Annotated in this window: 23 protein-coding genes; 14 read left to right on the top strand and 9 right to left on the bottom strand. The window is 70.9% G+C overall.

Going from position 1 to position 23,056, the window contains the following annotated elements:
• Positions 1–114: 114 nt before the first annotated feature.
• On the bottom strand, positions 115–1,335 hold the full coding sequence (locus ABD126_RS34160) for an ROK family transcriptional regulator (RefSeq protein WP_343938895.1): 1,221 nt from the start codon (positions 1,333–1,335) through the stop codon (positions 115–117).
• Positions 1,336–1,526: 191 nt separating this feature from the next.
• Here ABD126_RS34160 and ABD126_RS34155 point away from each other — a divergent pair, with 191 nt between their 5' ends.
• The 9 genes from ABD126_RS34155 to ABD126_RS34115 all read left to right on the top strand — a co-directional run bounded on the left by ABD126_RS34155 (position 1,527) and on the right by ABD126_RS34115 (position 11,125).
• Positions 1,527–3,185: an ABC transporter substrate-binding protein gene (locus ABD126_RS34155; protein WP_343938893.1), complete on the top strand. Its 1,659-nt coding sequence runs from the start codon at positions 1,527–1,529 to the stop codon at positions 3,183–3,185.
• On the top strand, positions 3,182–4,213 hold the full coding sequence (locus ABD126_RS34150) for an ABC transporter ATP-binding protein (RefSeq protein WP_343938891.1): 1,032 nt from the start codon (positions 3,182–3,184) through the stop codon (positions 4,211–4,213). Before ABD126_RS34155 ends, ABD126_RS34150 begins: the two co-directional genes overlap by 4 nt.
• On the top strand, positions 4,210–5,190 hold the full coding sequence (locus tag ABD126_RS34145) for an ABC transporter permease (protein ID WP_343938889.1): 981 nt from the start codon (positions 4,210–4,212) through the stop codon (positions 5,188–5,190). Before ABD126_RS34150 ends, ABD126_RS34145 begins: the two co-directional genes overlap by 4 nt.
• On the top strand, positions 5,190–6,149 hold the full coding sequence (locus ABD126_RS34140) for an ABC transporter permease (RefSeq protein ID WP_343938887.1): 960 nt from the start codon (positions 5,190–5,192) through the stop codon (positions 6,147–6,149). Before ABD126_RS34145 ends, ABD126_RS34140 begins: the two co-directional genes overlap by 1 nt.
• Positions 6,146–7,147, top strand: a complete 1,002-nt coding sequence (locus ABD126_RS34135) for an ABC transporter ATP-binding protein (protein ID WP_343938884.1) — start codon at positions 6,146–6,148, stop codon at positions 7,145–7,147. Before ABD126_RS34140 ends, ABD126_RS34135 begins: the two co-directional genes overlap by 4 nt.
• A 15-nt stretch (positions 7,148–7,162) precedes the next feature.
• Positions 7,163–8,560: a GH1 family beta-glucosidase gene (locus tag ABD126_RS34130; protein WP_343938882.1), complete on the top strand. Its 1,398-nt coding sequence runs from the start codon at positions 7,163–7,165 to the stop codon at positions 8,558–8,560.
• A gap of 63 nt (positions 8,561–8,623) precedes the next feature.
• Positions 8,624–9,370, top strand: a complete 747-nt coding sequence (locus ABD126_RS34125) for a DUF427 domain-containing protein (RefSeq protein WP_343938880.1) — start codon at positions 8,624–8,626, stop codon at positions 9,368–9,370.
• A gap of 751 nt (positions 9,371–10,121) precedes the next feature.
• Positions 10,122–10,739, top strand: a complete 618-nt coding sequence (locus ABD126_RS34120) for a uracil-DNA glycosylase (protein ID WP_343938878.1) — start codon at positions 10,122–10,124, stop codon at positions 10,737–10,739.
• A 155-nt stretch (positions 10,740–10,894) separates the two neighbouring features.
• The gene (locus tag ABD126_RS34115; protein ID WP_343938876.1) at positions 10,895–11,125 is read left to right on the top strand and encodes a hypothetical protein; all 231 of its coding nucleotides are present in this window, start codon (positions 10,895–10,897) and stop codon (positions 11,123–11,125) included.
• On the opposite strand, the gene ABD126_RS34110 is transcribed toward ABD126_RS34115, so the two are convergent.
• Genes ABD126_RS34110 through ABD126_RS34095 form a run of 4 tightly spaced genes read right to left on the bottom strand, consistent with a single transcriptional unit; the run spans position 11,122 to position 14,902 of the window.
• Positions 11,122–12,075: a helix-turn-helix transcriptional regulator gene (locus ABD126_RS34110; RefSeq protein ID WP_343938874.1), complete on the bottom strand. Its 954-nt coding sequence runs from the start codon at positions 12,073–12,075 to the stop codon at positions 11,122–11,124. The genes ABD126_RS34115 and ABD126_RS34110 overlap by 4 nt on opposite strands.
• A 22-nt stretch (positions 12,076–12,097) precedes the next feature.
• Positions 12,098–12,838 carry an NAD(P)H-binding protein gene (locus ABD126_RS34105; RefSeq protein WP_343938872.1) on the bottom strand — a complete coding sequence of 247 codons (741 nt, stop codon included), beginning with the start codon at positions 12,836–12,838 and terminating at the stop codon, positions 12,098–12,100.
• A 49-nt stretch (positions 12,839–12,887) separates the two neighbouring features.
• Positions 12,888–13,856, bottom strand: a complete 969-nt coding sequence (gene ligD, locus ABD126_RS34100; RefSeq protein WP_343938870.1) for a non-homologous end-joining DNA ligase — start codon at positions 13,854–13,856, stop codon at positions 12,888–12,890.
• The gene (locus ABD126_RS34095; protein WP_343938868.1) at positions 13,853–14,902 is read right to left on the bottom strand and encodes an ATP-dependent DNA ligase; all 1,050 of its coding nucleotides are present in this window, start codon (positions 14,900–14,902) and stop codon (positions 13,853–13,855) included. Before ABD126_RS34095 ends, ligD begins: the two co-directional genes overlap by 4 nt.
• A gap of 143 nt (positions 14,903–15,045) precedes the next feature.
• Here ABD126_RS34095 and ABD126_RS34090 point away from each other — a divergent pair, with 143 nt between their 5' ends.
• Together ABD126_RS34090 and fgd are read left to right on the top strand one after the other, a co-directional pair.
• Entirely contained in the window at positions 15,046–15,543 is a 498-nt protein-coding gene (locus ABD126_RS34090) for a DinB family protein (RefSeq protein WP_343938866.1), read from the top strand.
• Between the two features lie 195 nt (positions 15,544–15,738).
• Positions 15,739–16,743, top strand: coding sequence for a glucose-6-phosphate dehydrogenase (coenzyme-F420) (gene fgd / locus ABD126_RS34085; RefSeq protein ID WP_343938864.1), 1,005 nt, complete (start codon positions 15,739–15,741; stop codon positions 16,741–16,743).
• Here the strand turns inward: fgd and ABD126_RS34080 are convergent.
• From ABD126_RS34080 to ABD126_RS34065, 4 genes are read right to left on the bottom strand one after another with little or no spacing between them, the layout of a single operon-like run.
• Positions 16,694–17,662 carry an RNA polymerase subunit sigma-70 gene (locus ABD126_RS34080; RefSeq protein WP_343938862.1) on the bottom strand — a complete coding sequence of 323 codons (969 nt, stop codon included), beginning with the start codon at positions 17,660–17,662 and terminating at the stop codon, positions 16,694–16,696. The genes fgd and ABD126_RS34080 overlap by 50 nt on opposite strands.
• On the bottom strand, positions 17,659–18,594 hold the full coding sequence (locus ABD126_RS34075) for an LLM class F420-dependent oxidoreductase (protein WP_343938860.1): 936 nt from the start codon (positions 18,592–18,594) through the stop codon (positions 17,659–17,661). Before ABD126_RS34075 ends, ABD126_RS34080 begins: the two co-directional genes overlap by 4 nt.
• Positions 18,595–18,636: 42 nt before the next feature.
• Positions 18,637–19,083 (bottom strand): cupin domain-containing protein, encoded by a 447-nt coding sequence (locus ABD126_RS34070; protein ID WP_343938858.1) that lies wholly within the window; start codon positions 19,081–19,083, stop codon positions 18,637–18,639.
• Positions 19,080–20,603 carry a diguanylate cyclase domain-containing protein gene (locus ABD126_RS34065; RefSeq protein ID WP_343938856.1) on the bottom strand — a complete coding sequence of 508 codons (1,524 nt, stop codon included), beginning with the start codon at positions 20,601–20,603 and terminating at the stop codon, positions 19,080–19,082. The genes ABD126_RS34070 and ABD126_RS34065 overlap by 4 nt, the downstream gene beginning before the upstream one ends.
• A gap of 183 nt (positions 20,604–20,786) precedes the next feature.
• Between ABD126_RS34065 and ruvC the strand changes: the two genes are divergently transcribed.
• From ruvC to ruvB, 3 genes are read left to right on the top strand one after another with little or no spacing between them, the layout of a single operon-like run.
• Entirely contained in the window at positions 20,787–21,368 is a 582-nt protein-coding gene (ruvC, locus tag ABD126_RS34060) for a crossover junction endodeoxyribonuclease RuvC (RefSeq protein WP_343938854.1), read from the top strand.
• Entirely contained in the window at positions 21,365–21,955 is a 591-nt protein-coding gene (gene ruvA / locus ABD126_RS34055; RefSeq protein ID WP_343938852.1) for a Holliday junction branch migration protein RuvA, read from the top strand. Before ruvC ends, ruvA begins: the two co-directional genes overlap by 4 nt.
• Positions 21,952–23,013, top strand: a complete 1,062-nt coding sequence (gene ruvB / locus ABD126_RS34050; protein ID WP_343938850.1) for a Holliday junction branch migration DNA helicase RuvB — start codon at positions 21,952–21,954, stop codon at positions 23,011–23,013. Before ruvA ends, ruvB begins: the two co-directional genes overlap by 4 nt.
• The last annotated feature ends 43 nt before the right edge of the window (positions 23,014–23,056 follow it).

Genomic DNA, 23,056 nt, shown 5'->3' with positions numbered 1-23,056 from the left:
GGTAGCCCTTCGGGCGGGCCATACGGAGATGACACAAGCAAGAAGCCCGGCTTGGGTTGTGTCCCCTCCGGTGGACTGCCCGCTTGCGGCTTCGCCGTTGAGATCGGTGGGTGGTCAGGCGATGTGGGGGTGTGAGAGGGGCTTTCGGGGGTCGGTGCCGCGGTCCAGTAGGGCTGCTACCGGGAGGGTTGCCGCGCCGACCGCCACCGCGTCCGGTCCCAGTTGTCCGAGCGCTATGGAGGTCTGCTCGTACGGGTGGCGGAGTGAGTGTGACCGGGTGGCGGTGACGATGCGGTCGAAGTAGTGCTCTCCCAGGGCCAAACCCGCCCAGCCGCCCAGCACTATGCGTTCCGGGTTGAACAGGTTCACCAGGTTCGCGATGCCTGCGCCCAGGTAACCGGCCGTCTCTTCCAGCACCCGGGCGGCTGTTTTCGATGTCGCGGCAGCTTGGATGAGACTGTCCACACCGGACTGTTCATCCGAAGCGGGCGTGTGTCGGCTGCCGCGTGCCCGTTGGTAACGGTCGAGGATTCCCTCGGCGCCGACGTAGGCCTCCAGGCAGCCCGACGAGCCGCAGCGGCACGGGCGTCCGCCGTACACGATCGTCGTGTGGCCCCATTCGCCGGCCGACGACGTGGTTCCTCGGTAGACCGCGCCATCGGTCACCACGGCGGCACCCACGCCCGAACCCACCAGGGCGACCACCACGTGCCTGGCCCCGCGCCCGGCGCCGAACCACATCTCGGCCTGGCCCTGGGTCTTCGCGCCGTTCTCCACGTACAGCGGCAGGGCCACGCCCGCCGACCGGATCATCTCCTCCAGCGGAACGCCGTCCCAGCCCAGGGTCTGCGCGTGGACGATCGCCGCAGGTCCCTGTTCCACCGTGCCGGGCACGGCGATCCCCACGCCCAGGACCGTGGACGCCGGCACACCCGCGACCACCTCCGCCAAGCCGGACGCGATCAACTCGGCGACGGAAACCGGGTCGGCGGGGGACAGGTTGTGCTCCACCGCCGCCAACTGGGTCATGCCCAAGTCGAACAGCTCGACCTTGATCCCGGTCTCCCCGACGTCCACGCCGACCACGTGCCCGTACGCCGGGTTCACCCGGAGCAGCACCCTGGGCCGTCCGCCGTCGGAGTCGACCGAGCCCGCCTCCACCACCAACCCGTCCTCGACCAGCTCGCCGGTCACGTTGGACACCGTCGCGGCGGACAGGCCCGACCTCGCCCCCAGCTCGTGCCGGCTCAGCGGGCCGTCGAAGAACAGCGTCGACAGCAGGGTGGAGCGGTTCTGTCGGCGCAGGTCGCGGACGGTGGTGCGCTTGGGCGGCATGGTTCACAAGTTAGTTTGCGACTTAAAATTAGGCTAAGTTCGTTACTTGTTCGTTATTGACGTGACCTGGCTCACCGGGTTGAGTCTGCTCCGACAGGGGACGCCCCGACGGGTCCCCGAGCCGCGATGGCACGCGCGGTCCGCCCCCACCCTGCGCTCGCTCCGCCCCCCGGTCCCGACAAGGAGAACCCATGCGACTCAGGCGAACGTCCGCCCTCGCCGTCGCGGCAGCACTGCTGTTCTCGGCCGCCTGCTCCGCGAGCAACGAAGGCGCCAAGAGCGGTGGCAACGGCGTGCTCAACGTGGGCATGCCCAACGGTCCCCAGACCGAGAACAACAACCCGTTCCTCAACTCGTCGGCGGCCAGCTCGCTGGGCTACCGCAGGCTCATCTTCGAGCCGCTGGCGATGGTCAACGAGGTCAAGGTGACCGAGCCGTTCAAGCCGTGGCTCGCCACCAAGTGGGAGTGGTCGGACAACTACAGCAAGCTCAAGCTGACCATCCGCGACGGCGCGACGTGGTCCGACGGCAAGCCCCTGACCGCCGAGGACGTCGCCTTCACCTTCGAGCTGCTCAAGAAGAACCCCGGCCTGAACATCGAGGGCGTGCAGTACGGGGACGTGGCGTTCGCCGGCAACGAGGTCACCCTGGGCTTCGCCAAGTCGCAGTTCGTGAACCAGAAGAAGATCTTCGAGCAGTTCGTCGTGCCCAAGCACGTCTGGTCGACGTTCTCGAACCCGTCCACCGAGACGCTGAAGAACCCGGTCGGCTCCGGCCCGTACGTGCTCAAGTCGTTCACCCCGCAGACCGTCACGCTGACCGTCCGCGACCAGTACTGGCAGGACCTGCCGCAGGTCAAGGAGGTCCGCTACACCTCCTACAGCGACAACAACGCGCAGACCACCGCCTTGGCCACCGGCGCCAGCGAGTGGAGCTTCGTGTTCATCCCGAACTACCAGGCCGTCTACACCAGCAAGGACCCGCAGCACTACAAACTGTGGTTCCCGCCCGTGCTGGGCGTGCACGGCCTGTGGTTCAACACCAAGAGCAAGCCGTGGGACAACCCCGTCCTGCGCCGCGCGGTCAACCAGGTCGTCAACCGCGACGACATCTTCCTCCAAGGTGAAGCCGGGTACTTCTACCCGAAGGTGGACAACATCACCGGCATCCCGACGCCCGCCGGCGAGTCCTTCATCGCGCCCGAGTTCAAGGGCAAGACCGTCACCGTGGACGTGGACGCGGCCAAGAAGCTGTTGACCGAGAACGGGTTCAAGTTCGAGGGTGACAAGCTCAAGACGCCCGAGGGCGAGCAGGTCACGCTGAAGATGACCGTGCCGTCGGGCTGGTCGGACTACGTGACCGACCTGGAGATCATCAAGGACAACGTGGCCAAGATCGGCATCGAGGCCACCGTGGACCTGCAGAACGCCGACTCGTGGACCAAGGCGCTGGACGTCGGCGACTTCCAGGCCGCGATGCACTGGACCAACAACGGCCCGACGCTGTACGACATCTACCAGTCCATCATGGACGGGGCGCTCTACAAGCCGATCGGCACCGGCGGCATCAACGGCAACTACGGCCGTTACGAGAGCGCCGAGGCCACCAAGGCGTTGCAGGACTACGCCACCGCGCCGGACGAGAAGACGCGCACCGAGGCGCTGTACGTGCTCCAGCGGCTGCACGTCAAGGACATGCCGGTGGTGATCACGTCCGCGGCCAACGGCGGCGGCCAGTACAGCACGAAGAACTGGGTCGGCTGGCCGGACGAGGCCAACCCCTACGGCCCGGTCCAGCCCACGCTGGAGAACGCGCTCGACGTCGTGATGCACCTGAAGCCGGCCGCATGACGACGGGCACACCGCCGACGGCCTCCGGGACCACCGACGTGGTCCTGGAGGCCGAAGGCCTGACCAAGCACTTCCCCGTCCGCAAACGGGGACGCGAGCTGCTGTCGCGGACCGTGCGCAGCGTGCGCGCGGTGGAGGACGTGTCGCTGCGGCTGCACCGCGGCCGGGTGACCGCGCTGGTCGGCGAGTCCGGCTCGGGCAAGTCCAGCGTCGCGCGGCTGCTCGCCCAACTGCACCTCCAGACCTCCGGCAGCGTCAAGCTGTACGGACGGGAGGTGGACGCCAAGGGCGGCCGGAAGTTCCGCGCGTACAGCAAGCGCGTGCAGATGATCTTCCAGGACCCGTTCGCGTCGCTGAACCCCGTGCACACCGTGCGCTACCACCTCACCCGCGCGCTGAAGATCCACGGCCGCCCCGGGAAGACGCCGCAGGAGCTGGAAGAGGCGCTGCACGACCTGCTCACGCGGGTGCAGCTCACCCCGCCCGAGCGGTACGTCGACAAGTTCCCGCACGAGCTGTCCGGCGGGCAGCGGCAACGCGTGGCCATCGCGCGCGCCCTGGGCGCGGACCCGGAGGCGCTGCTGGCCGACGAACCGGTGTCCATGCTCGACGTGTCGATCCGGCTGGGCGTGCTCAACCTGCTGAGCGACCTCAAGGACCGGCTGCGGCTGGCGATCCTCTACATCACCCACGACATCGCGTCGGCGCGCTACTTCGCCGACGAGACCTACGTGATGTACGCGGGCCGGGTGGTCGAGGGCGGGGACAGCGAGTCGGTCACCCAGCGGCCCGCCCACCCGTACACGCAGCTGCTCATCGACTCCGCGCCCGACCCCGACCGGCCGGCGGCGGAGGAGAAGGACGGCGGCACCGGCGAGCCGCCGTCGCTGATCGACCCGCCGCCGGGCTGCCGGTTCCACCCGCGTTGCCCGCACGCGATGAAGGTGTGCTCGGAACAGGTCCCGCCGCGCTTCGACGTGGGCGAGGGCCACTTCGCGGCCTGCTGGCTCTACGGGGAGGAGCGGTGAGCTACCTCCTCAAGCGGATCGCGTTCTACCTGTTCACCGCGTGGGCCGCGATCACGATCAACTTCTTCGTGCCGCGCCTGATCCCCGGCGACCCGGTGCAGGCGCTGATCACCAAGTCGCGCGGCCAGATGACCACCGAGGCCGTCCAGTCCCTCTACGTGCTGTTCGGGCTGGACAAGGACGAGAGCGTCGTCGAGCAGTACTTCCGGTACTGGGGCCAGCTCTTCCGCGGCGACCTCGGCCTGTCGTTCACGTTCTTCCCCTCCCCGGTGGCCGACGTGATCGGCGACGGCCTGCCGTGGACCGTGGGACTGGTCGGCATCACCACCGTCGTCGGCTTCGTGCTCGGCACCGCCGCGGGCACGGTCGTCGGCTGGCGGCGCGGGTCGTGGGCGGACCTGCTCATCCCGGTGACCACGTTCGTCTCGTCCATCCCGTACTTCTGGCTGGGCCTGATCGCGATCACCCTGCTCACCGGGCCGGGCAGCTTCTTCCCCGCGTCGGGCGCCTACGACACCGGCCTGGTGCCGGGCTGGGACTGGGAGTTCATCGGCAGCACCCTGCGCTACGGCGTGCTGCCCGCCGCCACCATCCTCATCTCGTCCATGAGCGGCTGGATCCTCAGTATGCGCAACATGATGGTCACGGTCGCCTCCGAGGACTACGTGACCGTCGCGCACGCCAAGGGGTTGAGCGAGCGGCGGGTCATGGTGGGGTACGCGGCGCGCAACGCGTTGCTGCCCAACGTGTCCGGGTTCGCGCTCTCGCTGGGCTTCATCGTCGGCGGCACGCTGCTGGTGGAGATCGTGTTCTCCTACCCGGGGCTGGGGTTGCAGCTGTTCCAGGCGGTCGGGGCGAAGGACTACCCGTTGATGCAGGGCATCTTCCTGATCATCACGCTGTCGGTGCTGCTGGCCAACTTCCTGGCCGACGTCGCCTACCTCGTGCTGGACCCGCGGACCCGGAGGGAGGGCTGATGGCCGTCGTACCCACCACGGTGGTGAGCGCGCCGGTGAAGCGGCGCAAGCTGCGGTTCGTCGCCAACCCCAAGGCCACCACGGGCCTGGTGCTCATGGGGTTCTTCGTGCTGATGGCCGTCATCGGGCCGTGGATCGCGCCGTTCGACCCGTCCGAGCGCAGCTCCGACCTGCTGCGACCGCCGTCGGGCAAGCACTGGTTCGGCACCACGCACCTCGGGCAGGACATCTTCAGCCAGGTCCTGGTCGGCACGCGCAGCGTCATGCTCGTCGGGCTGGTCGCCGGGGTCGTGGCCACCGTGCTGGCGGTGCTCGTCGGCGTGACCTCGGGGTATTTGAGCGGCGCGGGAGCGGAAGGGCTTTCCGCGTTGTCCAACGTGTTCCTGGTGATCCCGGCGCTGCCGTTGATCATCATCATCACGTCCACGCTGCCCGACACCGGCAACATCACCATCGCCCTGGTCATCGGCTTCACGTCGTGGGCCTGGGGCGCTCGGGTGCTGCGGGCGCAGACGTTGTCGTTGCGGCGCAGGGACTACGTCGAGGCGGCGCGGGCGACGGGCGAGTCCACGTGGCGGATCATCCTGTTCGAGATCATGCCCAACCTGACCGCGGTCATCGCGTCCGGGTTCGTCGGCACGGTGATCTTCGCGGTGATCTCGGAGATCACGCTCGCGTTCATCGGCGTGTCCGACGCGGGCGGCTGGAACTGGGGCACCGTGCTGTTCTGGGCGCAGAGCCAGCAGGCCCTCGCGCAGGGCGCGTGGTGGTGGTTCGTGCCCGCCGGCCTCGCGATCGCGTTGCTGGGCACGGCGTTGTCGCTGGTGAACTTCGGCATCGACGAGTTCGTCAGCCCCCGCCTGCGCGGCGGCGGGAAGACCCGCGTGAAGACCGCGGCCGGGCGCACGGTCCGGATGCGCGTCGGGTTCACCCCGGTGCTGGGCGAGGAGGCCAAGTGAGCGACGCCGTCTTGGAGGTCCGCGACCTCAACGTGGACTACGGGCTGGGCGACGACGCCGTGCGCGCCCTGCGGGACGTGAACCTCACCCTGCACCGCGGCGAGGTGCTGGGGCTGGCGGGGGAGAGCGGCAGCGGCAAGTCCACCCTGGCCTACGGCCTGACCCGGCTGCTCCCGCCGCCCGGGGTGGTGCGCTCGGGCGAGGTGTTCTACCACCGCGACGGCGGCGACCCGGTCGACGTGCTGCGGATGAGCCACGCCGAGCTGCGCCGGTTCCGCTGGGCGGAGACCGCGATCGTGTTCCAGGGCGCGATGAACTCGCTCAACCCGGTGCACCGGATCGCCACCCAGCTCACCGACGTGATCAAGGCGCACGACCCGCGCAGCACCCGCGCGTCCCGGCTGGACCGGGCGCGGGAGCTGCTCGGCCTGGTGGGCATCTCCGCCGACCGGCTCGACAGCTACCCGCACCAGCTCTCCGGCGGCATGCGGCAGCGCGTGATGATCGGCATGGCGCTCGCGCTGGAGCCCAAGGTCGTCATCATGGACGAGCCGACCACCGCGTTGGACGTGGTGGTGCAGCGCCAGATCCTGCGCCAGCTCGTGGAGCTGCGCGAACGGCTCGGGTTCTCCGTCGTGTTCATCACCCACGACCTGTCGCTGCTGGTCGAGTTCTCCGACCGGATCGCGATCATGTACGGCGGGCGGATCGTCGAGGAGGCGGCGTCCACCCAGCTGTACCGCGACCCGTTGCACCCCTACAGCCACGGCTTGCTCAACTCGTTCCCCGCGCTGCGCGGGCCGAAGCGCGAGCTGACCGGCATCCCCGGCTCACCGCCCGACCTGCGCGCCATGCCGTCCGGCTGCGCGTTCCACCCACGCTGCCCGCGCGCGACGGAGCGCTGCGGTGTGGAGGTCCCGGTGCTCGGCGTGCCCGGTGACCGCCGGGACCGCACCGTGGCCTGCTTGCTGCATCCCGTTCACGACAACGGGTTCTGACTCCAGAGGAGATCCATGGACACCACGGCGCCGACCGTCGGGAGCAACCCCGCGATCGACACCTTGCCCGCCACCTTCCGCTGGGGTGTGGCGACTTCCGCGTACCAGATCGAGGGCGCGGTGCACGAGGACGGTCGCGGACCGTCCATCTGGGACACCTACTGCCGGACGCCCGGCATGGTGCACGAGGGCGACAACGGGGACGTCGCGTGCGACCACTACCACCGGATGCCCGAGGACGTCGCCCTCATCGGCTCGCTCGGCGTGGACACCTACCGGTTCTCCGTGGCGTGGCCGCGGGTGCAGCCGGGCGGGAAGGGCCCGGCGAACCCGGCGGGCCTCGCGTTCTACGACCGCCTGGTGGACGAGCTGCTGGGCAGGGGCGTGGACCCGTGGGTGACGCTCTACCACTGGGACCTGCCGCAGGAGCTGGAGGACGCGGGCGGCTGGCCCGAGCGCGACACCGCGTACCGGTTCGCCGACTACTCGATGCTGGTGTTCGACGCCCTGTCCGACCGCGTCCGCACGTGGACCACGTTGAACGAGCCCTGGTGCTCGGCGATGCTCGGCTACTACGAGGGCAGGCAGGCCCCGGGCCGCCAGGACTTCGAGGCGGCCATCCACGCCGTGCACCACCTGCTGCTGGGCCACGGCCTGGCCACGCAGCGGATGCGCGCGGCGGCCCCGGCCCCCACGGAGTTCGGCATCACCCTGAACATGGCCCACGCGTCCCCCGCCACCGACTCGGAAGCCGACCGCGAGGCCGCCCGCCGCGCCGACGGCCTGTCCCGCCGCATCTACCTCGACCCGCTGCTGCGCGGCCACTACCCGGTGGACGTGGTGGAGGACCTGGCGGCGCGCAGCGTGAAGCTTCCGGTGAACGACGGCGACCTGGAGATCATCAGGCAGCCGATCGACGTGCTGGGCGTGAACTACTACTCCAGCCACCTGTTCTCGGGCGTGGACGAGCAGGGCCGGACCACCGACGCCGACGGCCACCCGGTGGACCGCACCGTCCGCTTCGGCCGGCCGGTGACGGCGATGGACTGGGAGATCGTGCCCGAGGGGTTCACGAAGCTGTTGGTGCAGATCAGCGACGAGTACCCCGGCGTCCCGATGGTGATCACGGAGAACGGGGCGGCCTTCGACGACACCCTGACCGGAGGGGTCGTCCAGGACGACGACCGGATCGAGTACCTCGCGTCGCACATCGCGGCGGTGGCCGCGGCCCGCTCGCGCGGCGCGGACGTCCGGGGCTACTTCGCGTGGTCGCTGATGGACAACTTCGAGTGGTCCTACGGGTACGCGAAGCGGTTCGGCTTGGTCCACGTCGACTACGACACGCAGGTGCGGACGCCCAAGAGCAGCGCTCTTTGGTACCGGGACACGATCCGCCGGGTGCGCGGGAGGTGACGTCGCGGGACGCCCCCGTCGGTGGGCGGCGGGGGCGTCCCGTTCGGGCGTAGCTTCGAGGACATGAGCGAGCGAGGGCGGGTGCGGGTCGAGCAGGGGCACAAGCGGGTCAGGGCGTACCTGGCGGGGGAACTGGTGGTGGACACCGTCCGGCCGCACTTGGTGTGGGAAAAGCCGTACTACCCGACTTATTACCTGCCGGTCGAGGATGTTCGAGCTGCCCTGGTCGAGACCGGTGAGGTGAAGCGCTCGCCGAGCCGGGGCGACGGCGCGGTGTACGACGTGAAGGCGGGCAACGCCGTTGCCGAGGGGGCCGCTTTGCGGTACCCGGATTCTCCTTTCGAGGAGTTGCGGCCGCTGGTGCGCCTTGAGTGGGACGCGATGGACGAATGGTTCGAGGAAGACGAACCTGTTTACGTTCATCCGCGCGACCCGTACACGCGCGTTGATGCTCTGCCCAGCTCTCGGCACATCAGGGTGGAGGTGGGCGGCGTGACGGTTGCCGAGTCTCGTCGTCCGGTGATCCTCTTCGAGACGGGGTTGCCGGCGCGGTACTACCTGCCGATGACCGACGTGCGGTTGGACCTGCTCCGTGCCACGGACCTTCGTACCAGTTGCCCGTACAAGGGGACGGCGGAGTACTGGTCGGTGGTGGTGGGGGACGAGGTGCACGAGAACGTCGTCTGGGGCTACCGGACGCCTCTGGAGGAGAGCCGGCGGGTCGCCGGGCTGGTCGCCTTCTACAACGAGAAGGTGGACATCTACGTCGACGGCGTCCGCGAAGAACGCCCACGCACCCCGTTCAGTTAGCCTGCGGCGAAGCCGCAAGCGGGCAGTCCACCGGAGGGGACACAACCCAAGCCGGGCTTCTTGCTTGTGTCATCTCCGTATGGCCCGCCCGAAGGGCTACCACATTTTCCCGGGGTTGGGCCAAAAAGTTTTGTGAGGAACGAGCAAAAGTTTTTCGACCAACCCCGGGAAAATGTGGTTGGCTTTGCCGGGTCATGCGGAGATGGCACAAGCAAGAAGCCCCCGCTTTGGTAGTTGTGTCAATCTTCGGTGGCTCGCCCGCCGGCGAGGCTCTTTTCATCTTTTCAAGCTCTTCGAACAGGCGCGCTCCGCGCTCTCAAGCCACGCGCTGGCGCGCTCTCAAGATCAAAAGCTCAAAAGCGGCTGGGGAGGCCTCCAGTGGGGGGAAGGGCCTGCGTGTTCCCCACCGCATGACCTGGCGGAGCCGACCACAGATTTCCCCGGGTGCCGCTAAAACTTTTGCTCGTTCCTCGCAAAACTTTCGGCGTCACCCGGGGAAATCTGTGGTAGCCCTTCGGGCAGGTCATACGGTGGGGAACACGGAGGCCCCTTGTGGCTGGGAGCCCAACCGAAACCGCCGCTGCGCGGCGGGGCCGCGCTTTGCGCGACAAGTTGGCTTGGGCTGGGGCCTGCGTGGCGGAGGGCTGTGGGTGGCGGGTTTCCGCATGGGTGCGGAAGTCGCGGTGCGTGGTGGGGGTTCCGCCCGGTCGGCGGATGGTCGTCGCCCTCTGGTCCGGTGGACAGTCGGCGGGTGCCGACCAACGTGTTTCCCGCCTCGCCCAAAGGTCACCGCGACCCCCGGATCGTCGTGCGCAAGATGGCGCTGCTCAACGCGCCGCACATGAAGCCGTTGACCGAGTTCGCCAAGAAGATCGCCGAGGAGCGCAAGGCGGAGGTGCCGCTGTTCGACCCGGCCAGTGGTGGGATCAACGCCAAGGTGTTGTTGCTGCTCGAATCGCCCGGGCCGAAGTCGGTGGCCGGGTCCGGGTCCGGGCTCATCTCGTTGGACAACGACGACCAGACCGCCGTCAACGGGTTCACCGCGATGGCCGAGGCGGGGCTGTCGCGCCAGGTATGCCTGAACTGGAACGTCGTCCCCTGGTACCTCAGCGGCCACGCGCCCACGCCGGCCGACCTCCGCGCCGCGATCCCGTACCTGGTCGAGCTGCTGCGCATGCTCAAGAGCCTGAAGGCCGTGGTCGTGCTCGGCACCCCGGCGGGCACCGGCTGGAACCTGTCCGGCAAGGGGTACGGGCTCAAGGTGTTCAACGCGCCGCACCCGTCGCCGCAGTCCATCAACCGGGACCGGGCCACGCGGTGGCCGCAGCTGGTCGAGGCGTTCCGGCAAGCGGCGGCGGCGATCGCGTAGCGCTTTTCACAAGCGGTTCGACCAGCCTGCGAGCAGGAGTTCACGGAGTCGGAATCGGTACACCCGAGAATTCCCCCAGGCATGTCGAAACCCGGCAGGCTGCTTCGTCGAACGGGTAGAGGGACCACCCGGCCGACCCGGAAGGAGTCACCGCCATGAACGCCACCATCACCCACCGCGACCGCGCCGTCCTCCGCGCCGTCGCGGCCGGCCGCTGCCGCTACACCGCCGGCACCCTCCTGGTCGACGGGCTGGCCTGCTGCGACCAGTTCCTCGGACCCCGCCTGGTCCTCGCCGGCCTGATCGCACCCCGGTCGGGCGGCCCGGCGCGGCTGACGCCGGCGGGCCGCTCAGCGCTGGACGCCGCGCTCCCGACCGCCGCCTAGCCGACCGCGCGGTCGATCCGCGAACGCAGGTCCCGCAGGTACGCCACCAGCTCCACCGGCGTGTGGACCTCGAAGTCGCACCCCAGCAACACGATCCGGAACGCGACGTACTCCAACGTGTCGGCGTGCGTGCGGAGCCACGTCCGCCCCTCGCCCACCTCCCGCAACTCCTCGGGCGTGTCGCCGAGCCGCTCGCGCACCGCCCGCAGGGGCAGGTCCACGGTCACCTCCGCCTGGTAGACCGGCGGCCCGCTCAGCATCCTCTCCCGCATGTAGGTGGCGGCGTCGACCGCCGGCAGCTCGCGGACCGCCGCCCGCGCCCCGGTCGCCAGCACCCGCTCCACCCGGTCCACGCGGAACACCCGCCAGTCGTCCCGCTCGACGTCGAACGCCAGCAGGTACCACCGCCGCCCCGACGGCACGAGCGCCGTGGGCTCGACGTGCCGCCGCGACTGCGACCCGTCCGCCGCCCGGTAGTGGAACCGCAGCCGCTCGCGGTTGGCGATGGCGCCGGCGATCGACGCCAGGTGCTCCGGATCGACGCCGGGCCCGTCCCCCGCCAGGTCCACCGGCACGGTCGCCGCGCCCAGCGCCGCCACCCGCCGCCGCAGCCGGGACGGCAGCACCTGCTCCAGCTTCGCCAACGCCCGCACCGACGCCTCGCCGATCCCGGTCACGGGCTGGCGCGTCGCCGTGCGCAGCCCGACCGCGATGGCCACGGCCTCCTCGTCGTCCAGCAGCAGCGGCGGCATCGCGGTGCCCGCCGCCAGCCGGTACCCGCCCTCCGCGCCCATGGTCGCCCGAACCGGGTAGCCGAGGTCGCGCAGCCGCTCCACGTCCCGGCGGATCGTGCGGGGGCTGACCTCCAGCCGCTGCGCCAACTCGCTGCCCGGCCACTCGCGCGGGGTCTGCAACAGGGACAGCAGGGCGAGCAGGCGGCCGGAGGTCATGCCGCCCAGCATGCCGCACGAACTAGGCCAGGGTGTGTCCTAGTGCCCACTGCTCGAACCGGGTCGCCGGCCGGCCCAGCACCCGCGCCACGTCGTCGGTGAGCCGCGCGCCGTGCCCGGCCCGCGCCCACAGCACCCCGCTGCGCCACGCCGGGTCGATGTCGGCCGGGTCCACGTCCACCACCTCGCGCCGACCCAGGATCGCCGCCTGCTCGGGCACGCTCAACGCCTCCGGCCCGGTCAGCTCGTAGGTCCGCCCGTCGTGGCCGCCCAGCAGCGCCTCGACCGCGACGGCCGCGATGTCGGCGGGGTCGATGACGCCGTGCTTGGCGTCGCCGGTCAGGTTGACCACCGGCGTGTGCAGCACGTTGGTGGCGAACATGGCCGGCCGCAGGACCGTCCACGCCGGACCGCCCGCCGCCAGCGCCTGGTCGGCGGCGAGGTGGTGGGGCGCCAGCACGGACCCGTCGAACACCTCCCCGGTGCCGATCGCCGACAGCCGCACGACCCGCCGCACCCCGGCCGCCCGCGCCGCCGCCAGGAACGCGAGGTCGTGGTCAGGGGTGGGGGACGCGGTCACGAGGTAGGCCGCCGTCACGTCCCGAAGGGCGTTCCGGAGGGACTCGGGGTCGGTGAAGTCGCCGTGGACGTCGTCGGGCCGGGACGGGTTGCGGGTCATGCCGCGCACGGGCAGACCGCGGTCGAGCAGGAGCTGTCGGACGAGGCTGCCGGTGGTGCCGGTGACGCCGGTGATCAGGAACATGCCACCACGATCGCCGCCCACCGCCCGGGAGCGATTGGAAGAACCGGCACTACTTCTTCGCGCGGCTGGGCGCGACCCGGGGCGGCTCGTTGGGCATCTTCGGGTACACCGGCGGCCAGGGCGCGTCCATGAGGCCGTTCTCCATGTCCCGGCGGGACATCTCCAGCAACGGCTCGATCGACTGCGGACGCTCCGGCATGGCCTCCCACGGGTCCGGCCGGCCCGGGACGGTGGCGATGGTGAGCCGGTCCGGGTCGACGGAACCCAGTTCTTCCCAGGAGACCGGCGTCGAGACCTGCGCCCCGACCCGCGGCCGGACGCACCACGCGCCGAAGACCGTCTTGTGGGGAGCGTTCTGGTTGAAGTCGACGAACACGCGGGACCCGCGTTCCTCCTTCCACCACTGAGCGGTGATCCGCTCGGGGTGCCGGCGCTCCAGCTCGCGCGCCAACGCCACGGCCGCCGCGCGCACCTGGTACCCGTCCCACTCGGGGCGCAGCGGGACGTAGAGGTGCAGCCCGCGCGACCCGGTCGTCTTGACGAACGCCTCGATGCCCAGTTCGGTCAGCAACGACCGGGTCAGCCGCGCGGCCTCGCGCAGCTGCGGGAAGGCGACGCCGGGGGACGGGTCGAGGTCGACGCGCAGCTCGTCGGTCACCTCGGGGCGCTCGGCGCGGATCGGCCACACGTGGAAGCCCGGGCAACCCAGGTTCACCGCCCACAGGACGTGCCGGATGTCGGCCGCGACCAGGGCTTCGCTGGTGGTCCCGTTCGGTGTGGACACGGTGGTGGTCCGGAGCCAGTCCGGCGCGGACTTCGGCACCCGCTTCTGGAAGAACGACTTCCCGCCGGCGCCCTCGGGGTAGCGCTCCATCAGCAGCGGACGGCCGCGCATGGTGCGCATGAGCGGCTCGGCGACGGACGCGTAGTAGCGGGCCAGGTCGAGCTTGGTCTCGCCCCGCTGGGGGAAGAACACCTTGTCCGGGCTCGTGATCTCGACGCCCTCGACCTCGGTCACAGCCCGAACACCTCCGCCAGTTCGGCGGGCGGCGCTTCGTCGAGCTGCTCGTAGGTGCACGACGCCGGGGTCCGGTCGGGCCGGAAGCGGACCAGGCGCGCGGTGTGCCGGAACCGGCGGCCCTCCACGTGCTCGTACCGGACCTCGGCGACCAGTTCCGGGCGCACCGGTTGCCAGGCCATGTCCTTGGTCGGCGCCCACCGGCTGGGCGCGCCCTGGGTCTTGGCGTCGGCGTCGGCCCACTCGCCCCACGGGTGGCCGTCGAGCGCGTTCTCGCGGTAGGGGGCCAGCTCGGCCACGAGTTCGCGGCGGCGAGCGGCGGTGAAGCTGCTGGCCACGCCCACGTTGTGCAGCCGGCCGCCGTCGTAGAGGCCGAGCATGAGCGAGCCGACGCCCTCGCCGTCCTTGTGCCAGCGGAAGCCCGCGACCACGCAGTCCGCGGTGCGTTCGTGCTTGACCTTCCACATCACGCGCTTGTCCTGCTCGTAGGGCAGGTCGGTGCGCTTGGCGACCACGCCGTCGAAGCCAGCGCCCTCGAAGCGGGTGAACCAGTCCTGGGCGATGTCCGGGTCGTCGGTCGCCGGGGTGAGGTGGAGGCCTTGTGCCGGTCGGAGGGCCTGCTCAAGCAGGGCGCGGCGTTCCTTGAAAGGGGTGGTGGTGAGGTCGCGGTCGCCCAGGGCGAGCAGGTCGAACGCCACGAAGTCGGCGGGCGTCTCGGCGGCGAGCTTGCGCACGCGGGAGGCCGCCGGGTGCAGCCGGAGCTGGAGCAGCCCGAAGTCCAGGCCGCCGGGGGTGACGATGACGATCTCCCCGTCCACCACGCACCGCTCGGGCAGGCCGGCGCGCAGGAGTTCGACCACCTCGGGGAAGTAGCGGGTCAGCGGCCGGTCGTTGCGCGAGCCGAGCTCGATCTCGTCGCCGTCGCGGAACACCACGCACCGGAACCCGTCCCACTTGGGTTCGTACACCAGACCGGGCTCGCGCGGCACCTCGCGCACGGCCTTGGCCAGCATCGGGCGCACCGGTGGCATCACGGGCAGGTCCACGCGGCGAGCGTAAGCCGGGAAGCCGATTTCCACTCGACTTCGTCCTTGACGGTCAATCGAGGACCGAAGTTGACCGCGATTCGGTTTAGTGTTCAGGGCAACACGACGAGGACTGCGCGACGACGAAGACGAGGGACGGGCCCATGACCACCACGACGCTCTCCGCCGAGAAGACCGACCTGCTCAGCACCCTGGCCAAGCACCGCGGCTTCCTGAAGTTCACGGTCCGGGGCATCACCGAGGAGCAGGCCCGCGCGACGCCCACGGCGAGCGCCCTGTCCCTGGGCGGGCTGATCAAGCACGTCCGGGACGTGGAGGAGAGCTGGATGCGCTTCGCGGTGGGCGGCGCGGAGCTGATGGAGAGCGTGGCCGGGGACTGGGAGAACGGCCACCGGTTGCTGCCGGAGGAGTCGTTGGCCGAGGCGCTGGCGGCGTACGAGGAGACGGCGCGCAAGACGGAGGAGATCGTGGCGGGGCTGGACCTGGACGCCGCCCACCCGCTGCCGGAGGCGCCGTGGTTCGCGAAGGAGTCGTGGACGGCGCGGCGCGTGCTGCTGCACCTGATCGCCGAGACTTCGCAGCACTCGGGTCACGCCGACATCATCCGGGAGACTTTGGACGGTCAGAAGACGATGGGCTGACCTCTTCACGCGCTTCCAGCCGCAAAGCCGAACACAAGCCCCCGTGCCGATGCACCGCGCGGCGGCCGGCCCCCGCGGCCTGGGTGGCCGGTTCCCGCGGCGGAGGCCGCCGAGTGGCGGAATGATCGAGTTGGGGGTGGGGTTGGTCTGGTTAGAGTGCTGACCGCGTGGTCGGCGTCGGGGAGCGGAGTGGGTATGGGGTTGAAGGTCGGGTACAAGGCGTCCGCCGAGCAGTTCGGGCCTCGGGAACTGGTCGAGTACGCCGTGCGGGCCGAAGAGGTCGGGTTGGACAGCGTCACCGTGTCCGACCACTTCCTGCCCTGGCGGCACGAGGGCGGGCACGCGCCGTTCGCCCTGTCCTGGCTGTCCGCCGTCGGTGAGCGGACCTCTCGGGTGACGCTCGGCACCAGCGTGTTGACGCCCACCTTCCGGTACAACCCCGCCGTCGTCGCGCAGGCGTTCGCCACGCTCGGCCTGCTCTACCCGGGGCGCGTCTTCCTCGGCGTCGGGTCCGGGGAGGCGTTGAACGAGATCGCCGTGTCCGGGCGGGAGTGGCCCGAGTTCAAGGAGCGGTTCGCGCGGTTGCGGGAGGCCGTGCGGCTCATCCGCGAGTTGTGGACGCAGGACAGCGTCGACTTCGACGGCGAGTACTACAAGCTCGTCAACGCCAACATCTACGACCGGCCCGAGCAGCCCGTGCCCATCTACATCGCGGCCGGTGGGCCGACCGTGGCCAAGTACGCCGGGCGCGCCGGGGACGGGTTCATCTGCACCTCGGGCAAGGGCATGGAGCTCTACACCGAGCAGTTGCTGCCCGCGGTGGCGGCGGGTGCGGAGGCGGCCGGGCGGGAGTTCGGCGACGTCGACCGGATGATCGAGGTCAAGCTGTCCTACGACCGCGACCCCGAGCGGGCGCTGGCGAACACCCGGTTCTGGGCCCCGCTGTCGTTGACGCCCGAGCAGAAGCACAGCGTGGGCAGCGCGGAGGAGATGGAGCGCTTGGCCGACGAGCTGCCCATCGAGCAGGTGGCCAAGCGCTGGATCGTCGCCTCCGACCCCGAGGACGCCGTCGCGCAGATCAAGCCCTACGTCGACGCCGGCCTCAACCACCTCGTCTTCCACGGCCCCGGCCACGACCAGGAGCGCTTCCTCACCCAGTTCTCCGAGGACGTGCTGCCGTCGCTGCGCAAGCTCGCCTGACCGACGCGTCCAGGACGGGGTCGCCGAACAGCGTGATCCGCGCGATCCCGTCCTCGGCCAGGGTGAGCACCACCACCGCGAACGGTTCCCCGCGCAGGTGGGACACCGCGCCGTGGCCGCCGTTGACGCGGATCGGGCGCATCTCCCAGTCGCCGGGCGACTCCACGGCGTGGGCCGCCAGGTAGGGCGCGCAGGTCGCCTTGCCGGAAAACCACGTCGTGGCGGGGATCATCTCCAGCGCCGCGTCGGCGCGCAGCAGGTCTCGCAGCGCCGCCGCGTCGCTGTGCTCGAACGCGTCCAGGTAGCGGCGCAGCAGCTCCCGCGCCCGGTCCCCGGTGGGTTCCTCGGGCCGGGTCGCCGGGTTGACCTCCGCCAGGCGCGTGCGGGCCCGGCGCAGGGCGCTCTTCACCGCGTCCACCGTCATGTCCAGCACCTCGGCGGTCTCCGGGGCGGTGAACGCCAGGACGTCCCGGAGCAGGAGGACGGCCCGCTGCCGCGGCGGCAGGTGTTGCAGGCTCGCGATGAGGGCCAGCCGGATGCTGTCGCGCATCGCCGCCACCGTGGCCGGGTCGTCCTCGTCGCTGGTGACCAGGGCGTCGGGCAGCGGTTGCAGCCAGCGGACCCCCGGCCCGGCGAACACCACCGGGCGGTGGGGGTCGGTGGTCGGTTCCACCAGGCCGGACGGCAGCACCCGGCGGCTGTGGTGGGTCAACGCGGTCAGGCAGGCGTTGGTCGCGATCCGGTAGAGCCACACGCGCAGTGACGACCGCCCCTCGAAGTCGTCCAGTGCGCGCCACGCCCGCAGGTACGTCTCCTGCACCACGTCCTCGGCGTCGTCGACCGACCCGAGCATGCGGTAGCAGTGCGCCACCAGCTCCCGCCGGTGGCGCTCCGCCTCCCGCTGGAAGTCCTCCCTCACCGGAGGAACTCCGCCGCGAACCGCCGCAGCGGCCCGGGGTCCGTGCCGAGGAACCCGACCACCAGCTCCTGCACCCCCGCCGCCGCGTACCGGTCGATCCGCCGGCGGATCGTCTCGGGTGTCCCGATCAGGCCGTAGGACGCCAGGTCACCGGGGTAGGCGAAGTCCGCGCCCGGCGGGATCGACGCCTTCGCCTCCTCGTCGGTGTCGGCGATGACGCACATGGTGGTCGTGGTGCGCTTGATGCGGTCGTAGTCGGTGCCCAGGTCCGCGCAGTGCTTCCGCAGCACCTCGTACTTGTGCTCCAGGCCCTCGGGCGACTCGATGACGTTGCAGGCGTCGGCGTGCCGAGCCACGATCCGCAGCGTCACCCGCTCGCCCCCGCCCGCGATCATCATCGGGATGCGCGGCTGCACGCCCTTCGGCTGGTTCACCGCGCCGCGCACCGAGTGGAACCGGCCCTCGAACGTGGCCTCCTCCTCCGTCCACAGCGCACGGACCACCTGAACGGCCTCCTCCAGCCGCCGCAGCCGCTCGCCGGGCGGCGGGAACTCGTAGCCGTAACCGGTGTAGTCCGGCTCGTACCAGCCCGCGCCGATGCCGAAGGTGAACCGGCCACGCGACAGCACGTCCACCGTGGACGCCATCTTGGCCTGCAACGCCGGGTTGCGGTAGCCGCCGCCGGTGACCAGGTGGCCCAGCCGGATGCGGGAGGTCTCGCGGGCCAGCGCGGTGAGCGTGGTCCACGACTCGAACAGGTAGTCCTGCGAGGACGGGACGGTGTGGAAGTGGTCGGCGGCCCACAGCGCCGCGTAGCCGCACTCGTCGGCCGCCCGCGCGAGCCGGGTGATCGAGTCGAACGCGGCCACGGGGTCGGTGTGGCCGGCGAAGTCGCGGCCGAAGCCGGTGGGCAGGAAAACGGAGAACTCCATGGACGTGCAGACCTCGCCCGCGCCCGAAAGGGGTCGGTGTCCCTAGAAGCGGCAGAACCGCCGGATCCGGTCGGCGTGCGACGGGTACCGCGCGGCCACCTCGTCCGCCTTGGCGAAGCTGACCACGTCGTCGGTGTAGGGCGGCACCACGACCGTCCCCACCAGCGACCACTCGCCCGCGGGCTCGCTGGCCTGCCACACCCCGGCGGGCACGACCACCTGGGGCCGCTGGCCCGCCGCCAGGTCCGGCCCGAGCACCGGCTCCTCGACCCGGCCGTCCGGGTGCAGCAGCAGCATCCGCAGCGGCGCGCCCGCGTGGTGGGCGTAGATCTCCAGGTGGGTCAGGACGTGCAACCCGGAGAACTCGGGCGCGCGCAGCAGGTAGTAGATCGCCGACGCCTCCGCCGAGCGCCAGGACTGGCCGAAGTGCCCGCCCTCCACCGGCAGCTCCTCCAGGCCCAGCAGGGAGATCGCCTCGTCGGGCGTCATGTCAGCTCCGCCTCCACCGATCCGTGCACCACGACCATGCCCTTGCCCAGTCGTTTCGCCGTGTACATGGCCGCGTCCGCGCTGCCCAGCAGGTCGTCCGCGGTGAGCGCCGGGTCGTGGGTCTCCCGGTGCGAGATGCCGATGCTGGCCCTGATCAGGTGCTCCCCGCCGGCCGTGCGGTGCGGGGACGCCATCGCCGCCAGCACCCGGTCGCCGATCTCCTCCGGCCGCGCCGGGTAGCCGTCGACCAGGATGCCGAACTCGTCGCCGCCCAGCCGCGCCACCGTGTCCTGCGGGCGCACGCAGTGCTGGAGCCGTTCGGCGACGATCCGCAGCACCTCGTCGCCCTCGGCGTGGCCGTAGTTGTCGTTGACGTCCTTGAACCCGTCCACGTCGATGAACAGCACGACCAGCGGGTCCGGCCGGTCGAGGGCGGCGTTGAGGCGTTCGCGGAACAGGACGCGGTTGGCCACCCCGGTCAACGGGTCGTGGTAGGCCTGGTGGCGCAGGCGCTCGCGGCTGTCGCGGAGCTGTTCGAGCAGCTTGACGTTGTCGATCAGGGTGAACAGCTGCCGCGCGATCACCAGCAGCACCACCCCGAGGCCCACGTAGATCTCGAACGGGTTGAGCCGCACGCCGGTGGCCGTCCCGACCACGATGAACAGGCCGGTGACCAGCATCGGCAGGTACGGCACGAGGATGTGCAGCATCTCGCCCGCCCGCAGCCGCCCGGTCCCGGACCGCTCGCGGCGCGGGCTGCTCGGCGCGATCGAGGACAGGAAGAACATCGCCGGGCACACCATGAACCCGATGTCCGCGGCCGTGGGGATCGCGGTCGCGCCCTTGCTCACCAGGAACGCGAACACCCACCCCGACGACGACTGCGCCAGCCCGGCGATCGCCACGAACAGCATCGGCAGCTGCCGCACCGACCGGTGCGACCAGGAGGACACCAGCAGCACGACCAGCATCACCAGGTACGCGGCCGGGTGCGCCACGACGGTCGCGAACCCGGGGCCGGAGGTGGCCCACGCCCGGACCATCGACTCCAGCAGCGACACCCAGGTGAGGACGAACAGCGAGCCGACGACGATCAGGCCGTCCAGCACGATGACGACCTTGCTGCGGTGGTTGGGCAGCGACCCGGAGCCGCCGTGGCCGAGCACCAGCACGGCGAACAGGACGAGGACCGGGACGAGGATGAACCCGAGCGGGGCCACGGTGGTCGAGGGCAGTGAGACGCCCAGGAACACCTGCCCCCAGATCCACGCGCACAGGCCGACCGAGAGGCTCGCCATGGCCGCGGCCATCCACAACCGCCACCGCCGCGCCGTCCCCTGCCTGCGCAGACCGGCCCGCCAGTAGCAGACCATCGCGGCTACCGCGCCCGTGAGTTGCGCGAACTTGTCGACGGCGACCGAGGTCGAGCGGTCCAGGGCTCCGGAGATCACCAGGGAGACCACGATGACCACGAGCAGGCAGACGGCAGCGGTGATGAGGCCGAACCGTCTCAGGGTCATGGCACCCCGCCTATGCCGCGACTGGAGTCGATCAGGTGACCGAGCCACTGTAGTGACACCGTAACGCTCCGTGGACAGCGGGGTGTCCCGGTGTGACCGAACGCGTGTCGAACAGGGGATGCGCGAGCCCCACCCGGTACGGTTCGAACTGGTGTTCGTGGCGGCGCTTTCGAGAGGACCAGCGTGCGGGTGTTCGGTGTCGATCCCGGCCTGACCCGGTGTGGTTTCGGGGTGGTCGACGGTGGTCCGGGGCGCACGGTGCGGCCGGTCGCCGTGGACGTCGTCCGCACGCCCGTGGACGCCGACCTGGCCATCCGGCTGCTGGAGCTGTCCGACTCGGTCGAGCGGTGGCTCGACCGGTACGAACCCGACGTCGTCGCCGTCGAACGGGTCTTCAGCCAGTACAACGTCCGCACCGCGATGGGCACCGCCCAGGCCGGCGGGGTGGTGGCGCTGGCCGCCGCGCGCCGGAACCTGCCGGTCACCTTCCACACGCCCAGCGAGGTCAAGGCCGCCGTCACCGGGTCCGGTCGCGCGGACAAGAAGCAGGTCACCGCGATGGTGACGAAACTGCTCGGCCTTAAGACCGCGCCCAAGCCCGCCGACGCCGCCGACGCGCTCGCGCTGGCCATCTGCCACCTGTGGCGCGCCCCCATGCGGTCGCGCCTGGAGGAGGCCCAAGCCAGGGCGGCTGAACTCGCCCGGACGCACCGCGCGAGACTTGCCCAGGCCGCCGCCCGCACGACCGGAGGGAAGACCCAGTGATTTCGTCGCTTCGTGGACAGGTGCTGTCCATCGGACTCGATCACGCGGTCGTCGAGGTGGGGGGCGTCGGGTTCGCCGTGCAGGCCACGCCCGCCACGCTGGCGACGCTGCGCCGCGGCGAGGAGACGACCCTGGCCACCGCCCTGGTCGTGCGCGAGGACTCGCTGACCCTGTTCGGGTTCGCCGACGCCGAGGCGCGCGAGCTGTTCGGCCTGCTGCAGACCGTGTCCGGCATCGGGCCGCGGCTCGCGCTGGCCACGCTGGCCGTGCTGGAGCCGGACAAGCTGCGCGCCGCGCTCGCCGAGGGCAACATCACCGTGCTCACTCAGGTCCCCGGCATCGGCCGCAAGGGCGCGGAGCGGCTGTGCATCGAGCTGCGCGACAAGGTCGGCCAGCTGCCGTCCACGACGCCCACCACGTCCAACGCAGGCCAAGTGCGCGCACAGGTCGCCGAAGCCCTCCTCGGCCTCGGTTTCCCGGCCAAGCAGGCCGAGCAGGCCGTGGACACCGTGCTGGCCGACGACTCCGCCCAGGGTACCTCCGAGGTCCTCCGCAAGGCGCTGGCGCTGCTGGGTCGCAAGCGATGACGTCCTTCGAGAACGGCGACGACATGCTCGACCCGTTGCCCGACCCGACCGAGCGGGACGTCGAGTCCACCCTGCGCCCGCGCGACCTGCACGAGTTCGTCGGCCAGCCCAAGGTGCGCGAGCAGCTCGAACTGGTCCTGCGCGGGGCCATGCGGCGCGGCGCGCCGCCGGACCACGTCCTGCTGTCCGGGCCGCCCGGCCTGGGCAAGACCTCCCTCGCCATGATCATCGCGGCCGAGCTGGGCGCGTCCCTGCGGATCACCTCCGGCCCGGCCCTGGAACGCGCCGGCGACCTCGCCGCGATGCTGTCCAACCTGGTCGAGGGCGACGTGCTGTTCATCGACGAGATCCACCGGATGGCCCGCCCCGCCGAGGAGATGCTCTACCTCGCGATGGAGGACTTCCGGGTGGACGTCGTGGTCGGCAAGGGGCCGGGCGCGACCAGCATCCCGCTGGACATCGCCCCGTTCACGCTGGTCGGGGCCACCACCCGGTCCGGCGCGCTGACCGGCCCGCTGCGCGACCGGTTCGGCTTCACCGGGCACATGGAGTTCTACAGCGCCGACGAGCTGGAGCTGATCATCCGCCGGTCGGCCAAGATCCTCGGGGTGGACCTGCGCGAGGACGGCGGCCAGGAGATCGCGGGCCGCTCCCGCGGCACGCCCCGCATCGCCAACCGGCTGCTGCGCCGGGTCCGCGACTTCGCCGAGGTGCGCGCGGACGGCGCGGTGACCCGCGAGGTCGCCCGGGACGCGCTGGCCGTCTACGACGTGGACGAACTGGGCCTGGACCGGCTGGACCGGGCCGTGCTGGGCGCGCTGGTGCGCTCGTTCGGCGGCGGGCCGGTGGGCGTGTCCACGCTGGCCGTCGCGGTGGGGGAGGAGCCCACGACCGTCGAGGAGGTGTGCGAGCCCTACCTGGTGCGCGCGGGCATGCTGGCCCGCACGCCGCGCGGCCGGGTCGCGACCGCCGCCGCCTGGCTGCACCTGGGCCTCCAGCCACCGGCGAAGGCCCCCGGCGACGCCGCCCGGACCCTGTTCGACGACGCCGGCGACTGAGCGGGTTCGCTCACCTGGCACAATCGGCGACGGCACCCCAGGA

The organism is Saccharothrix mutabilis subsp. mutabilis (assembly GCF_039521145.1).
Classification (GTDB): Bacteria; Actinomycetota; Actinomycetes; order Mycobacteriales; family Pseudonocardiaceae; genus Actinosynnema; species Actinosynnema mutabilis.
The sequence above is the reverse complement of the archived record's forward strand: the minus strand, read 5'-3'. Positions and strand labels throughout refer to the sequence as shown.